Raw genomic sequence first — 14,789 nt, 5'->3', positions numbered from 1 at the left:
CTCCCGCTGGGGCGCGAAGCGGCCCTAAAAGATGGGGCCGCTGCGCAGCCCAGCGGGAGCAAGCTCCCTCGCCACAGTAAAAGCGTTCTGGCAGGTGTATGAGGTAATATGCCTCCCCATCGCCCGCTACCTTCCGAGCCCGCCGTGCCTGATTCCTATGTCTTTTCCGAGCAAGTTGGCCACCTGCTGCGCAAGGCCTACCAGCGCCACCTGGCGATTTTCCAGCAGAATGTCGGTGACTCCCAGCTCACCGCCGTGCAGTTCGTCACCCTGTGTGCCCTGCGCGATCACGGTGCAAGTTCGCTGACCGAGCTGGTCAAGGCCACCGCCGTCGACCAGGCGACCATTCGCGGCATCGTCGAGCGGCTCAAGGCCAAGGAGCTGATTACCCTGGAGCCTGACCCCCAGGACAAGCGCAAGGTGGTGGTGGACTTGTCGGCGTCCGGCGCCGAACTGGTGGGCCAGACCGCGCCGCGTGCCGCGCAGATCAGCGAACTGACCCTAAGCAATCTCAACCCCGCCGAACGCGTGGCGATGCTGTTCCTGCTGCGCAAAATGATCGACGATCCGCAGGAATAAGCCGGTACTGGCACCGTTTTTGCTCTGAGTTGATGTAGTAGCCACTTCACCAGCCAAGTGTGTCGCGAGGCCCCAGGTCCGCGACGCTTTTTTTTGGCTGTTTCGTGTAGTGACCACTTCACCAATTGGCACAGGCGAAGCGAATGATCAGCCAGCACATCACGGTAGCGCTTGAGGTCAACGGCCAAACAAGCGAAGTCAGCGCCATGGCGGATACCCCGCTGTTACTGGTGCTGCGCAATGACCTGGAACTCAACGGCCCCAAGTACGGCTGCGGCCTGGGCGAGTGCGGTGCCTGCACCGTGATCATCGACGGCGTAGCCGCACGGGCTTGCGTATTCCCGTTGTCGGGCGCGGTGGGCCGCCAGATCGTCACCTTGGAAGGCTTGGGCACACGCCACGCGCCGCACCCGGTGCAGCAGGCCTTTATCGACGAGCAGGCCGCGCAATGCGGCTACTGCCTCAACGGCATGATCATGACCGCCAAGGCCTTGCTCGACCGCAACCCCAACCCCAGCGAGGCCGAGGTGCGCAATGAACTCTCGGGCAACCTCTGCCGCTGCGGCACCCATATCGAAATCCTGCGTGCGGTGCTGCGTGCCGCTCGCCTCATGACGGTGGATTGATGAGCATGACCGACACGACCCTTTCCCGTGACCAGTGGCTGGCTAAGGCCGGTGTGTTGTTGATCGTCGATGACGTGTTGCCGCCGTCGGGGCCGGTGGCCAAGGGCGGCACGCCGACGGTGAAGCCCAAGGAACTGGGGCTGTTTATCGCCGTGAACGATGACGGCCTGGTCTATGCCTTCAACGGTCATGTGGACCTGGGCACCGGTATTCGTACGTCGCTGGCGCAAATCGTTGCCGAAGAACTCGACCTGGCGCTGGAGCAGGTCAAGATGGTGCTCGGCGACACTGAGCGCGTGCCCAACCAGGGGGCAACTATTGCCAGTGCGACCTTGCAGATTTCCGCCATCCCGTTGCGCAACGCCGCAGCCGAAGCGCGGCGTTTTCTATTGGCACGGGCGGCAGGGCGCTGGGGCGTGAGCACGGGCAGTCTCAAGGTTGGAGCCGGTGTGATCCACGCCGCAGACGGACGCACCACCACCTATGGCGAGTTGGTCAGCGGCCAGCACGATCAACTGCGTATCAGCGGTGATGCGCCACTCAAGGCCATCGAGGATTACCACTTGGTCGGCAAGGGCGCTGCGCGAGTGGACATCCCCGGCAAGGCCACCGGCGAGCTGACCTATGTGCACGACATGCGCGTGCCCGGCATGCTCCACGGCAGGGTGGTGCGCCCGCCGTATGCGGGGCTTGATTGCGGGGCGTTTGTCGGCAATAGCCTGCTGAGCGTGGACGAGGCCTCCATCGCGCATATTCAGGGTATCGTCGCCGTGGTGGTGATCCGCGACTTTGTCGGCGTGGTGGCCTTGCGTGAAGAGCAGGCGATCAAGGCGGCCCATGAACTGCAGGTGCACTGGAAGCCCTGGAGCCACGCCTTGCCGGACATGAGCGACGTGGAGCAGGCGATCCGCGACAACCCACGGGTCCGCCGCACGGTGCTCGATCAGGGCAATGTCGACGAGGCACTGGCCGGCGCCAGCCAGCGCATGCCGCGCAGTTACCTGTGGCCCTATCAGATGCACGGCTCGATCGGGCCCTCTTGCGGCGTGGCGGACTATTCGCCGGCGGGCAGTCGGGTATGGTCGGGCAGTCAGAACCCGCACCTGTTGCGCGCCGACCTGGCGTGGTTGCTGGAGTGCGAGGAAGGGCTGATCGACGTGATCCGCATGGAAGCGGCCGGCTGCTATGGGCGCAACTGCGCCGATGATGTGTGCGCCGATGCCTTGTTGTTGTCCCGTGCCGTCGGCAAACCGGTGCGCGTGCAACTGACCCGCGAACAGGAACACCTGTGGGAGCCCAAGGGCACGGCGCAATTGATGGAGGTGGACGGCGGGCTGAATGCTGATGGCAGCATCGCCGCCTACGACTTCGAAACCAGCTACCCCTCCAACGGCGCGCCGACCCTGGCGTTGCTGCTGACCGGTCGGGTAGAGCCGGTGGCCGCGATGTTCGAGATGGGCGACCGCACCTCGATCCCGCCCTACGACATCGACAACATGCGCGTGACCATCAACGACATGGCGCCCATCGTGCGCGCGTCGTGGATGCGCGGGGTGTCGGCATTGCCCAATACCTTTGCCCATGAATCCTATATCGACGAACTGGCCTTTGCCGCCGGCGTCGACCCGGTGGAGTACCGCCTGCGCTATCTGAAGGACGAGCGCGCCATCGACCTGGTGAAATCCACCGCCGAGCGTGCGAACTGGTCGCCGCGCACCGCGCCGATGCAAACCGCCAACGAGGACCACCTGCTGCGCGGTCGCGGCTTTGCCTATGCGCGCTACATTCACAGCAAGTTCCCGGGGTTTGGCGCGGCGTGGGCGGCCTGGGTGGCGGATGTGGCCATCGACAAGCACACCGGCGACGTGTCGGTGACGCGGGTGGTGATCGGGCATGACTCGGGGATGATGATCAACCCGGCTGGGGTGCAGCATCAGATCCACGGCAATGTGATCCAGTCCACCAGCCGCGTGCTGAAGGAACGGGTGACCTTTGAAGAGTCGACGGTGGCGAGTAAGGAGTGGGGCGGTTACCCGATCCTGACCTTTCCGGAAGTGCCGAAGATCGACGTGCTGATGATGCCGCGCCAGGACCAGCCGCCCATGGGCGCGGGCGAATCGGCGTCGGTGCCCAGTGCGGCGGCGATTGCCAATGCGATCTATGACGCCACCGGCATTCGTTTTCGTGAGTTGCCGATCACCCCGGAACGGGTATTGGCGGCGCTGAATGCCGGCACGTTGGGCGAACCGGCCAAGTCGCCGGAGAAACGCAAGAAGTGGTGGTTTGGGGCGCTGTTCGCCACCTTGGGCGCCTTGGCGGCCACGGCCTGGCCCTTTCACAGTGAGATCGCGCCGATTGCCCCGCCCGCTGCCGGCACCTGGTCCAAGGCCACCCTGGAACGCGGCCGCTTGCTCGCCGCCGTTGGCGATTGCGCGGTGTGCCACACGGCGCCGGGTGGTGCGACCAATGCGGGCGGGCTGGCGATGGAAACGCCGTTTGGCACGCTTTACAGCAGCAATATCACCCCGGACGTAAAGACCGGTATTGGTGCCTGGTCGTACCCGGCCTTCGAGCGGGCCATGCGTGACGGCATTGGCCGCGATGGGCGCAACCTGTACCCGGCGTTTCCCTACACGGCGTTTCGCAACATCAACGATGCCGACATGCAGGCGCTGTATGCCTACCTCATGAGCCAGGCACCGGTGAGTCAGGCGCCGACGCCGAATGCCATGCGCTTCCCGTTCAATATCCGGCCGTTGATGGCAGGGTGGAACGCGTTGAATTTAAGGCGCGGCGAAATCACCGTGCAGCCGGAGCGCGGTGAGCAATGGAATCGCGGCAATTACCTGGTCAATGGCCTGGGGCACTGCGCGGCATGCCACTCGCCGCGCAACCTGATGGGCGCGGAGAAGGGCGGCAAGGCGTTCCTTGCCGGTGGCATGGTCGATGGGTGGGAGGCGCCGGCCTTGACCGGGTTGTCCAAGGCGCCGACGCCGTGGACCGAGGATCAGTTGTTCACGTACCTGAGTACGGGGTACTCGGACGCCCATGGCGTGGCGGCCGGGCCGATGGGGCCGGTGGTGAGTGAGTTGTCGAAACTGCCCAAGGCGGATATCCGGGCGATGGCGGTGTATCTGGCGTCGCTCAATGGCGAAGCGACAGCCCAGGCGCAAGCCGCCGCGGTGGTTGTGCCCAATCCCAGCGGCCGACGCATTTTCGAAGGTTCGTGCAAGGCCTGTCACGCCGATGGCCTGGGGCCGAAACTGTTTGGGGTGAGCCCGTCACTGGCCACCAACACCAACGTGCACAGCGACCAGCCGGACAACTTGATCAAGGTGATCCTGCAAGGCATCAGCAACCCGGCGACCAAGGACCTGGGGTACATGCCGGGGTTCAAGGACAGCTTGTCCAACAGCCAGGTGGCGGATCTGGCGGCGTACCTGCGTGGGCAATTTGCGCCGAATGCGCCGCAGTGGCAGGGGTTGGAGCAGAAGGTGGCGCACCTGCGGGCCAATCCCGGCACTCACTGACACGCCGCGGTTAATACTGTGGGAGCGGGCTTGCTCGCGAATGCGGCGGTTCAGTCAACAGCTCCAGAGACTGATACACCGCATTCGCGAGCAAGCCCGCTCCCACATTTGGATTCGGTTTCTACAGGGAAATCGGGGTGACGCCGCGCAGCACGAGGTCGGTGATGAAGGCCAGCCAATCCTGCTGCTGCCCCTTGTCGGTCAGGTCCTCACCGAGGAACGAGCTGAGGGTGTGGCGGTTGGAGTTATAGAAGTAGCAGAGCGAGGCAATCATCAGATACACGTGCTTGAGGTCCACGTCCTGGCGAAATAGACCTTGCGCCTGGCCGGCCTCGATGATCGGCCGCAACACGCCAACCGCCTCACCTGACAACCGACGCATCTCGCCGGACTGCTGCGCATGTTTGCCCTGGTGCAGGTTCTCGATGCTCAGGATCGCCACGAATTCCGGGTGCTTGACGTAGTAGTTCCAGATAAACCCCACCAGATCACGCAAGGCCTGCACTGGCGCATTGAGGTCGAGCTTGAGCTTGCTTTCGGCTTTGTTGAACTGCTCGTAGATGTGTTCCAGCACGCAGACGAACAGGTGTTCCTTGCTGCCGAAATAGTAATACAGCATGCGATCGTTGGAGTCGGCCGCCTTGGAAATGCTGTCGACACGGCCGCCGGAATACCCGTCGCGGGCGAACACCTTGACTGCCGCCTGCAGGATGCGTGCACGTGTCTGGTCCGCCTGTTGGGCACGAATGCCGGTCTTCTTGATCACCATGGGGAGCGCCTTGCGCGACAGTCAGGGCGCGAAATATAGCATGGGCATTTTTTCGGCCGTTCTGTGACCGACAAGTTCTGTAATAAAAACGCCATTGCGCTGGGGATTGGATCCTGAACGGGCTATTTTGGTGCACCTCAATAAATAGAGTAGCCATGGATGAAATACCAACCCTTCAGCCGTACCTTGATTGCCACTGCCCTGGTGTTGACGGTCAGTGGTGTGCAAGCCGCTTCCCAGGCCCCGGTGGCCGGTGAAAATGGCATGGTGGTGACTGCCCAGCATTTGGCCACTCATGTGGGTGTGGACGTGCTCAAGGCCGGCGGCAACGCGGTGGATGCGGCCGTCGCCGTGGGCTATGCGCTGGCCGTGGTGTACCCGGCGGCGGGTAACCTGGGCGGTGGCGGGTTCATGACCGTGCAACTGGCCGACGGGCGCAAGACCTTCCTCGACTTCCGCGAAAAAGCCCCGCTGGCGGCGACTGCCGACATGTACCTGGACAAGGACGGCAAGGTCATTGACGGCCTGAGCGCCAAGGGCCATTTGGCCGTGGGCGTGCCTGGCACCGTGTCCGGCATGGAACTGGCCCTGAGCAAATACGGCACCCTCAAGCGCGCCCAGGTGATTGCCCCGGCGATCAAGCTGGCGGAAAACGGCTTCGCCCTGGAGCAGGGTGATATCGACCTGCTGCACACCGCCACCGGCGAGTTCGAAAAAGACAAGGACATGCGCGGGATCTTCCTGCACAACGGCCAACCGATGCAGGTGGGCCAGAAGCTGGTGCAGAAAGACCTGGCCAAGACCCTCAAGGAAATCTCCGCCAAGGGCACTGATGGCTTCTATAAAGGCTGGGTAGCGAAGGCGCTGGTGGATTCCAGCCAAGCCGGCAAAGGCATCATCACCCAGGCTGACCTGGACAAGTACAAAACCCGTGAGCTGGCGCCCATCGAGTGTGATTACCGTGGCTACCACGTGGTTTCGGCGCCGCCTCCGAGCTCCGGTGGCGTAGTGATCTGCCAGATCATGAACATCCTCGAAGGCTACCCGATGGCCGACCTGGGCTACCACTCGGCCCAAGGCCTGCACTACCAGATCGAAGCGATGCGCCACGCCTACGTGGACCGTAACAGCTACCTCGGCGACCCGGACTTCGTGAAGAACCCGATTGCCCACCTGCTGGACAAGGACTACGCCGCCAAGCTGCGCGCCGCCATCGAACCGCAGAAGGCCGGCGATTCCCAAGCCATCAAGCCCGGCGTGTCGCCCCATGAAGGCAACAACACCACCCACTATTCCATCGTCGACAAGTGGGGCAATGCGGTCTCGGTCACCTACACCCTCAACGACTGGTTCGGTGCAGGCGTGATGGCGAGCAAGACCGGCGTGATCCTCAACGATGAAATGGACGACTTCACCGTCAAGGTCGGCGTGCCGAACATGTACGGCCTGGTCCAGGGCGAAGCCAACGCCATCGCCCCGGGCAAGGCGCCGCTGTCGTCGATGAGCCCGACCATCGTGACCAAGGACGGCAAGGCCGTGATGGTGGTGGGTACGCCGGGTGGCAGCCGCATCATCACAGCCACTTTGCTGACCATCCTCAATGTCATCGACTACAAGATGAACATCCAGGAAGCCGTGGACGCGCCGCGTTTCCACCAGCAGTGGATGCCTGAAACCACCAACCTGGAAACCTTCGCGGTCAGCCCGGACACCCAGAAGATCCTCGAAAGCTGGGGCCACAAGTTCGCCGGCCCGCAGGACGCCAACCACTTGGCCGCGATCCTGGTGGGCGCACCGTCCCTGGGTGGCAAGCCGGTGGGTAACAACCGTTTTTACGGCGCCAACGACCCGCGTCGCAACACCGGTTTGTCCCTGGGTTACTGAGGCGTGAGGTGTTGATGCAGGTGGGCCAGGGACAGCGCCACGCTGTCATGGGATAGCTGCAGGGCAGCGCCCTCGGCGCTGCCCTGGGCTGCCGGCATCACCCGTTCGAACATGTGGTTTTCATACGCCTGCACGGCTTTCGAGCCGTCAGGTGTCTCCAGCAGGTGCTGCGCCAGTTCGGCAGCATCGAGCATCGCAGCATTCACCCCTTCGCCGCCAAACGGCGACATCAAGTGCGCCGCATCCCCGATCAACGTCAACCCGGGCCGATGAGCCCAGCGATGGCCGACGGGCAGGGCGTGGATGTGACGGACGAGCAGGGTGGGGCTGGCGGCGTCAAACAGCGCCAGCACGTCTGGGTGCCAGCCTTGGAATTGGGTTTTCAGCGAAGGCGCGTGGGACAAATCAATTGTGTTTGCCGCCCAATCCGTAGGTACGCGGAAGATCGCATAGCCGCGCAGGTGCGCGTTGGCATTGCGTTGCACGATGATCGAGCGAGCTTCGCCGGCCACCTGCAGCGTGCCGCGACCGACCAGGCGGGCGGCGAGTGGGTGCCTCAGGTCGGCGTCATCGATGTTGAATTCAATAAAGGTCAACCCGCTGTACTGCGGCTGATAAGGCGACAACAACGGGCGGATTTTCGACCAGGCCCCGTCGGCACCCACCACCAAGTCAAAAGGCCCGTGATGGCGGTCGCCTTGATGCAGCGTCCAGCGTTGGTCATCGCCCTGGCTGGCATGGTTGATGCTCACGCCCCACTTCACGCAACCCTCGGGCAGGGAATCCAGCAGGATCTGGCGCAATTGCGTGCGGTCGACTTCCGGGCGGTCTCCCGCCTCGGGGTTCGGGTCTTCAAACAGCAGTTGGCCGTGATGGTCCATCAGCCGTGATCCCTGGTCTTCATAGCGGGCGATGCGCTTGAAGGCATCGTCCAGGCCGGCTTGTTGCAACGCGAACTGGCCGGACTCCACGTGCAGATCCAGCGTGCCACCTTGCGGGCGCTCCAGCGGCCCGCTTTCACGTTCGAATACGCAGACGGCCACACCGTGACGGCTGAGGATACGCGCCAGGGTCAGGCCGCCAGGGCCGCCGCCGACGATGGCGATACGCAGTGGGTGAGTCATGCAGGCGCCTCGGCAAGGAGTTGTTCAACGGCTTTGAACGCAGTGGCGCGACGCGCTTCCCAGCTGCCGCGAATGACCAGCGCTGGCTGCTGATGCTGCTCGATCCAGTCCAGGCTGCCCTGGAAAAACGCCTGGCGGTCCGCCAGCTCCGGTTGGCAGCGCTGGCCGTCGGCGGTCCACTCTACGTCTTCGGGGGACAGCACCAGGTGCAGGTCGTAGTGCCGCGCCAGCAGCTCACTGTCGAGCCAGCTCGGGTAGTCACCGAACAGGGTCTGGCTCCACAGCTTGTTGGTCAGCAAGTGCGTGTCGAGGATCAGCAGGCCGGGCTGCCTGGCGCGGGCGGCATCTTCCCAGGCCAGTTGGCCGTGGGCGATGTCAGGGATGTCGGCCAGGGTGGTGTCGCGCTGATGCTGGTCGATGAAGTGGCGCACGTATTCGCCGACCATCACGCCGCCAAAATGCGCTTGCAGTTCCGCCGCCAGCCAGCTTTTACCACTGGACTCGGGGCCGGCCAGTACCACCACCTTCATGCGCGCAGCGCCGGGTCGGCGCGCCATTCACGCCAGCCCTGCACGGCGATCACGGTGAACAGCGCGTAGAGCGCGGCCGTGAGGTACAGGCCTTTGTAGAGGAACAGGCCGACGAAAATCACATCCACCGCGATCCACAGCGGCCAGCATTGCACGCGTTTCTGCGCCATCCACATCTGCGCGACCAGGCTGAAACCGGTGAGAGCGGCGTCGAGCCAGGGCTGAGCGGCGTCGGTCCAGTGGGCCATGGCCGCGCCCAACAACAGGCTGCCGGCCGCACCCACGGCCAGGCTGGTCATGATCGCCGGCCAGCCGAGGCTGGTCACCTGGCGACCCTGCTTGACCTCGCCGGCGCGGGTCCACTGCCACCAGCCGTAAACCTGCAGCGCGGCATAGACCACTTGCAGCAGCATGTCGGAATAGAGTTTTACGTCGAAGAATATCCAGGTGTAGAGCAGCACCATCACCAGGCCGATAGGCCAGCACCAGGGGTTCTGTTTGACCGTCAGCCAGACAGCGATCACCCCCAGGGCGGCGGCGAACAGTTCAAGCCCGGACATGGCGGTTCCTTAGGGGAGACGAAGAGGGCGCTGATTGTAACCAAAGAAGATAGGCTTAGGCATTGGCTTTGTAGTGAGCGGGCTTGCCCGCGCTGGAGTGCGTAGCGCTCCCATTTTTTTGGGGCCGCTACGCAGCCCAGCGCGGGCAAGCCCGCTCACTGCAGATTAGATTTTGAATTGGCGCAGCAGGCCATCGAGTTGTTCGCTGAGGCCGCGCAGGTGCGCGCTGGCGACGCTCGATTGTTCTGCCGCCAACGCGGTGCTGTGGGACAGGCCCGCCGCCTGGGTGACGTTCTGGTTGATGTCTTCGACCACGTGGGCCTGTTGCAAGGTGGCGCTGGCGATCGAGGCATTCAGTCCGTTGAGATTACGCAGCGCCTGGCCGATGGCATTGAGGCTGGCCCCGGCCTGGCCGGCTTGTTCGATGGTCAGTTGCGACGCGCTGTGGCTGTCGCTGATCACCTTGACCGCCGCTTCCGAGTGGCCCTGCAGGCGCTCGATCATCACCTGGATCTCGGCGGTGGACTTTTGCGTGCGCTGGGCCAACAGGCGTACTTCATCGGCCACCACCGCAAACCCCCGGCCTTGCTCGCCGGCGCGAGCCGCTTCGATGGCGGCGTTGAGGGCCAGCAGGTTGGTCTGGTCGGCGATGGAGCGGATCACTTCGAGTACGCCGCCAATCTGTGTGCTTTCGCTGGACAGGGTGCGGATCACCTCTACGGCCTGGCTGATGGTGCCCGAGAGCTGGTCGATCTGCTGCAGGCTGCCGTCGATGTTCACCTGGCCTTGCTGCGCCTGGGCCTGGGCGTCACGCATTTCGCTGGCGGCGTGCTCGGCGTTTTTTGCCACGTCCTGCACGCCGTAGGTCACTTCATTGATGGCCGTGGCCACCAGTTCCATCTGCTGCGACTGCTGCTGGCTGCGGTCGTGGGCCTGGCTGGCGTTGGTGCCCAGCTCGGTGGAGGACTGCCCGAGGGCGTTGGCGCACACCTGCAATTGGCCCACCACCTGGCGCAGCTTGGCGGTGAAGCTGTTGAAGTGCCGGGACAGCTGGGTCACCTCATCATTGCCGTGGGTGTCCAGGCTGCGGGTCAGGTCGCTTTCGCCGCTGGCGATATTGCCCATGGCATTGACCGCCGCCTGCAACGGGTTGACGATACTGCGGGCGATCACTGTCACCAGCAAGGCCATGACCAGCGCAATGCCCAGGCCAATCAGTGAGGCTTTCCACACCTGGCCCTTGAACTCGGCCTGCACGTCGTCCACGTACACGCCAGAGCCGATGATCCAACCCCAGGGTTCGAACAGCTGGATGTACGAGGTTTTCTCCACCGGCGCTTCGGCGCCCGGCTTCGGCCAGCGGTAGTTGACGATGCCGGCGCCCTTGGCCTTGGCCAGGATCACGAACTCGTTGAACACCGCAAACCCGTCCGGGTCGCGGATGGCCGAGAGGTTCTGGCCGTCCAGCTTGGGGTTGGCGGCGTGCATGATCATCACGGGGGTGAGGTCGTTGATCCAAAAGTAGTCGTCGTGGTCGTAGCGCAGGCCGCGCACGGCGCTCAACGCCTGTTTCTGCGCGGCTTCGCGGGTGAGCACGCCCGTCTTTTCGAGGTTCTGGTAATAGGCGAGGACGCCGCTGGCCGTCTGCACCACGTGCTGGGTCTGCTGGCGCTTGGCCTGGTAGAGGTCGCCGTGGATCTGCTTGAGCATCAGCAGGCCCAGGGTCAACAGCATCAACACGGCGACGATCAGGATCAGCCAGAGACGACGGCTGATCGACATGCTGCGCAAACTGTTCATGGTCCTGTCACTCCGTGCTTTTTATAATTGTGGGTGCTGCATCGACATTTCCGGCTTGTCTGATAGGCTTTCGGCCTGCAATCGGAAAACCTGAGTACCGCCTGATTTTTCACGCAATTTTTGCACGCCGGCGTTGATTATCAACGCCGCGCCTGAAGAAGCGCTCGCCTCTTTGAATCATTAGAAATACGCACCACCTTTGGGAGAAACATGGACATTTGGACCGCCATACAGGCATTGATACTGGGCGTTGTGGAAGGGCTGACCGAGTTCCTGCCGATCTCCAGCACCGGCCACCAGATCATCGTCGCCGACCTGATCGGCTTCGGCGGCGAACGCTTCGAAGCGTTCAATATCATCATCCAGCTGGGCGCGATCCTCGCCGTAGTCTGGGAGTTCCGGCGCAAGATCTTCGACGTGGTCACCGGCTTGCCGACCCAGCGCACTGCCCAGCGCTTCACGGTCAACCTGATCATCGCGGTACTGCCGGCGGTGGTACTGGGGGTGATTTTTGCCGACCTGATCAAGCACTACCTGTTCAACCCGATCACCGTGGCAACGGCGCTGGTCGTCGGCGGCGTGATCATGCTGTGGGCCGAGCGCCGCCAGCATGCGGTACACGCCGAAACCGTGGACGACATCACCTGGAAAGACGCGGTCAAGGTGGGCTTTGCCCAGTGCCTGGCCATGATCCCGGGCACCTCGCGTTCCGGTGCGACCATCATTGGTGGCCTGCTGTTCGGCCTGTCGCGCAAGACCGCCACCGAGTTCTCGTTCTTCCTGGCCATGCCGACCATGGTCGGTGCCGCCGTGTATTCGGGCTACAAGTACCGCCACCTGTTCCAGCCCGATGACCTGCCGGTGTTCGCCATTGGTTTTGTCACCTCGTTCATCTTCGCAATGATCGCCGTCAAGGCCTTGCTCAAGTTCATCGCCAGCCACAGCTACGCGGCCTTTGCCTGGTACCGCATCGCGTTCGGCCTGGTGATCCTGGCCACCTGGCAGTTCGGCTGGATCGACTGGACAGCGGTCAAGCCATGAACATCCAGCACCCACGCCTGAAGGCGCTGATCTTCGTGCTGCTGTGCGCCGCGCCGCTGCTGGGCTCAGCCTTGCTCTGGCATCGCGGCGAAACGCTGATCCCGCTCGCGGCCTACGGCGTGGTCAGCGTGGTGGCGTTCCTGATGTACTGGAACGACAAGCGCAAGGCCCAGACCGAAGGCCGCCGCACCCCGGAAAACATCCTGCACGCCGTCGAACTGGCAGGCGGCTGGCCGGGCGCGCTGCTCGCCCAGCAAGTCTTCCGGCACAAGACGCGTAAAGTGTCTTACCAAGTGCTGTTCTGGGTGATCGTGCTGTTGCACCAAGTGTTCTGGCTGGACCAACTGTTCCTGGGCGGCACGCTGCTGTCAGTCCTCTAGGCATAACACCCAAGCGTAACCACGATGCGAAGCGAGCCGCTCTTGATGAGTGGTTGGATCTAAAGCAGATACCTGTAGGAGCTGGCTTGCCGGCGATGCAGGCACCTCGGTGAATCAGGCATACCCGGTTGATGCCATCGCAGGCAAGCCAGCTCCCACAGTGAGGGCTCGCGTCATCGTTGATGAGCATCGCCGGCAAGCCGGCTCCTACAGTGGACCGCGTTTGCCTTTGCCTTTGCTCCACACCACTCAAGCCGGCTGTCAGGCCGCTGTGCTCTTGCTTTTGATCTTGATTTTGATCTTAGGCGCCCCGTCAAACACGCTGGCCGGAATCTGACAGGGATTTGGGGGGTAAGCCGGCAGGACGCCGGCTTAGCCGCCCCGCGCCATGGATGGCGCGTGGCGGCGGCCCCCCAAATCACTGTCGGATTACGGGCACACCGAGCCTAGGCGAGGTGCCGAGTGTTGGGGCAAGAGCCTTTTGCTTACTTTTGGGCTTTTCAAAAGTGAGCCGCTGTAAAAGCGGAACCATAAGCCGCCGTTACCGAAGAAATGGATATGTACCTCGTGAGACCGCCATCGCAGGCAAGCCAGCTCCCACATGTTTGATCACAGGGCGGCAGTTGGAAAACCATCGCCTGTCAGCCCCCCCTCACTCCAGGCGCAACCCCACCTGCGTCCGCTTGGGCAACTTACTCACCACCAACTGATGAGACCGCTGCAACAGCCCCCGCAACTCCTCAGCCCCCAGCGGATACGGCGTATTCATAATCACCCACTGCGCCCGCGCCAAATAAGGCGCCGGATGAATCCCCGGCCGGTCGACATGCCCAAGAAACAACTCCTTGTCCACCTTGAACGCCAACGACTCCCCCCGCAAGTTCTGCAAGGCAAACATCTTGTTGCCAGCAATCGAAAACACCCGCACACCGCCCCATTTATAGTCCTCCCGAGCACCGGGCAAACTCAGGCAGAACGCCGCGACTTGGGCCTCGGTCATTATCATAACAAGCGATCTCCACAGCCCTTGAAGGCCTCTTCCAGGTAATCGATCCACGCGCGAATGGCCGGCAGCACGCCACGGCGATGTGGGTACACCGCCTGCAGCCAGCCGCCCGGCGACGACCATTCGGGCAGCAGTTGTACCAACGCGCCGCTGGCCAATTCTTCTTCGCAGTACATCATCGGCAACACGGTAAACCCCAGGCCCTTGAGGGCGCAGGCCTTGCGCACGATAAAGTCGTCGATGCCCAGGCGCGCCTCCATCGACAAGTCCTCGGCATTGCCTTGGGGGTCGATCAGGCGCAGGTGAACCAGGCGGTCGGCCTCCAGCGCGCCGAGCACCGGCAGTTGCTTGAGATCTTCCAGGGTGTTGATCTGCCGTCCCTTTAGAAACGCGGGGCTGGCGACCAATAAGGTCTGGGCCTGGCGCAGGCGCTTGGTCACCAGCAATGGGTCTTCATCGCCCAGCTCGCGAACCCGCAGAGCCACGTCGATGCCTTCGGCGACCAGGTCGACGCGGCGGTTGACCAGGGTCATTTCCAGTTGCACCAGCGGGTGGGCGGCGAGAAAACCCGCGACCATTTCCGGCAACATGTGCTGGGCCATACCCACCGGGCAACTGACCCGCAACCGTCCACGGGGCTCGCTGGACATGCTGGCCACGGCCTCGTCGGCCATCTCCGCTTCCAGCAACATCGCCTGGCAGTGGCGCAGGTAGCGTTCGCCGACGGCCGTGAGGGTGAGTTGACGGGTGGTGCGTTGCAGCAGGCGGGCGCCCAGGCGTTCTTCCAGTTCGGCAATGCGCCGCGACAACCGCGATTTGGGAATGCCCAGCAGGCGGCCGGCAGCGGCAAAGCCACCGGCTTCCACGACTTTGGCGAAATAGTAGAGGTCGTTGAGGTCTTGCATGATCAACCCAGTGTCCTGTCAGTGGGACGAACTATCCGCGTGTGGCACGGGCAAA

13 protein-coding genes are annotated in these 14,789 nt (G+C 63.2%); 6 read left to right on the top strand and 7 right to left on the bottom strand.

Annotated elements, in window-relative coordinates; all coding sequences use genetic code 11:
* Window positions 1-144 precede the first annotated feature (144 nt).
* The 3 genes from ACVWVP_RS13010 to ACVWVP_RS13000 all read left to right on the top strand — a co-directional run bounded on the left by ACVWVP_RS13010 (window position 145) and on the right by ACVWVP_RS13000 (window position 4,735).
* Window positions 145-579, top strand: coding sequence for a MarR family winged helix-turn-helix transcriptional regulator (locus ACVWVP_RS13010; RefSeq protein WP_176998133.1), 435 nt, complete (start codon window positions 145-147; stop codon window positions 577-579).
* Window positions 580-722: 143 nt separating this feature from the next.
* On the top strand, window positions 723-1,205 hold the full coding sequence (locus tag ACVWVP_RS13005) for a (2Fe-2S)-binding protein (RefSeq protein WP_178924536.1): 483 nt from the start codon (window positions 723-725) through the stop codon (window positions 1,203-1,205).
* 5 nt (window positions 1,206-1,210) lie between these two features.
* A complete protein-coding gene (locus ACVWVP_RS13000; protein ID WP_457406330.1) occupies window positions 1,211-4,735 on the top strand; it encodes a molybdopterin cofactor-binding domain-containing protein in 3,525 nt (1,174 codons plus the stop codon).
* 121 nt (window positions 4,736-4,856) lie between these two features.
* Here the strand turns inward: ACVWVP_RS13000 and ACVWVP_RS12995 are convergent, their stop codons facing one another.
* The gene (locus ACVWVP_RS12995; protein WP_457406327.1) at window positions 4,857-5,504 is read right to left on the bottom strand and encodes a TetR/AcrR family transcriptional regulator; all 648 of its coding nucleotides are present in this window, start codon (window positions 5,502-5,504) and stop codon (window positions 4,857-4,859) included.
* Window positions 5,505-5,663: 159 nt separating this feature from the next.
* Here ACVWVP_RS12995 and ggt point away from each other — a divergent pair, with 159 nt between their 5' ends.
* Window positions 5,664-7,388: a gamma-glutamyltransferase gene (ggt, locus tag ACVWVP_RS12990; RefSeq protein WP_176998137.1), complete on the top strand. Its 1,725-nt coding sequence runs from the start codon at window positions 5,664-5,666 to the stop codon at window positions 7,386-7,388.
* Here ggt and ACVWVP_RS12985 read toward each other — a convergent pair.
* From ACVWVP_RS12985 to ACVWVP_RS12970, 4 genes are all read right to left on the bottom strand, one after another.
* A complete protein-coding gene (locus tag ACVWVP_RS12985) occupies window positions 7,382-8,512 on the bottom strand; it encodes an FAD-dependent oxidoreductase (protein ID WP_457406325.1) in 1,131 nt (376 codons plus the stop codon). The genes ggt and ACVWVP_RS12985 overlap by 7 nt on opposite strands.
* Window positions 8,509-9,042 carry an AAA family ATPase gene (locus ACVWVP_RS12980; RefSeq protein WP_178924559.1) on the bottom strand — a complete coding sequence of 178 codons (534 nt, stop codon included), beginning with the start codon at window positions 9,040-9,042 and terminating at the stop codon, window positions 8,509-8,511. The genes ACVWVP_RS12985 and ACVWVP_RS12980 overlap by 4 nt, the downstream gene beginning before the upstream one ends.
* Window positions 9,039-9,602, bottom strand: coding sequence for a nicotinamide riboside transporter PnuC (gene pnuC / locus ACVWVP_RS12975; RefSeq protein WP_176998139.1), 564 nt, complete (start codon window positions 9,600-9,602; stop codon window positions 9,039-9,041). The genes ACVWVP_RS12980 and pnuC overlap by 4 nt, the downstream gene beginning before the upstream one ends.
* 165 nt (window positions 9,603-9,767) lie before the next feature.
* Window positions 9,768-11,402 (bottom strand): methyl-accepting chemotaxis protein, encoded by a 1,635-nt coding sequence (locus ACVWVP_RS12970; protein WP_178924544.1) that lies wholly within the window; start codon window positions 11,400-11,402, stop codon window positions 9,768-9,770.
* A gap of 210 nt (window positions 11,403-11,612) precedes the next feature.
* Between ACVWVP_RS12970 and ACVWVP_RS12965 the strand changes: the two genes are divergently transcribed.
* Window positions 11,613-12,443 (top strand): undecaprenyl-diphosphate phosphatase, encoded by an 831-nt coding sequence (locus ACVWVP_RS12965; RefSeq protein WP_178924546.1) that lies wholly within the window; start codon window positions 11,613-11,615, stop codon window positions 12,441-12,443.
* Window positions 12,440-12,823 carry a DUF1294 domain-containing protein gene (locus ACVWVP_RS12960; RefSeq protein ID WP_176998142.1) on the top strand — a complete coding sequence of 128 codons (384 nt, stop codon included), beginning with the start codon at window positions 12,440-12,442 and terminating at the stop codon, window positions 12,821-12,823. Before ACVWVP_RS12965 ends, ACVWVP_RS12960 begins: the two co-directional genes overlap by 4 nt.
* 652 nt (window positions 12,824-13,475) lie before the next feature.
* Here the strand turns inward: ACVWVP_RS12960 and ACVWVP_RS12955 are convergent.
* On the bottom strand, window positions 13,476-13,823 hold the full coding sequence (locus ACVWVP_RS12955; protein WP_457406322.1) for an MmcQ/YjbR family DNA-binding protein: 348 nt from the start codon (window positions 13,821-13,823) through the stop codon (window positions 13,476-13,478).
* 2 nt (window positions 13,824-13,825) lie between these two features.
* Complete coding sequence (locus ACVWVP_RS12950) at window positions 13,826-14,734, bottom strand: LysR substrate-binding domain-containing protein (RefSeq protein WP_457406320.1); 909 nt, start codon at window positions 14,732-14,734, stop codon at window positions 13,826-13,828.
* Window positions 14,735-14,789 lie beyond the last annotated feature (55 nt).

The sequence above is a fragment of the Pseudomonas sp. TE24901 genome, from assembly GCF_054058375.1.
The sequence above is the reverse complement of the archived record's forward strand: the minus strand, read 5'-3'. Positions and strand labels throughout refer to the sequence as shown.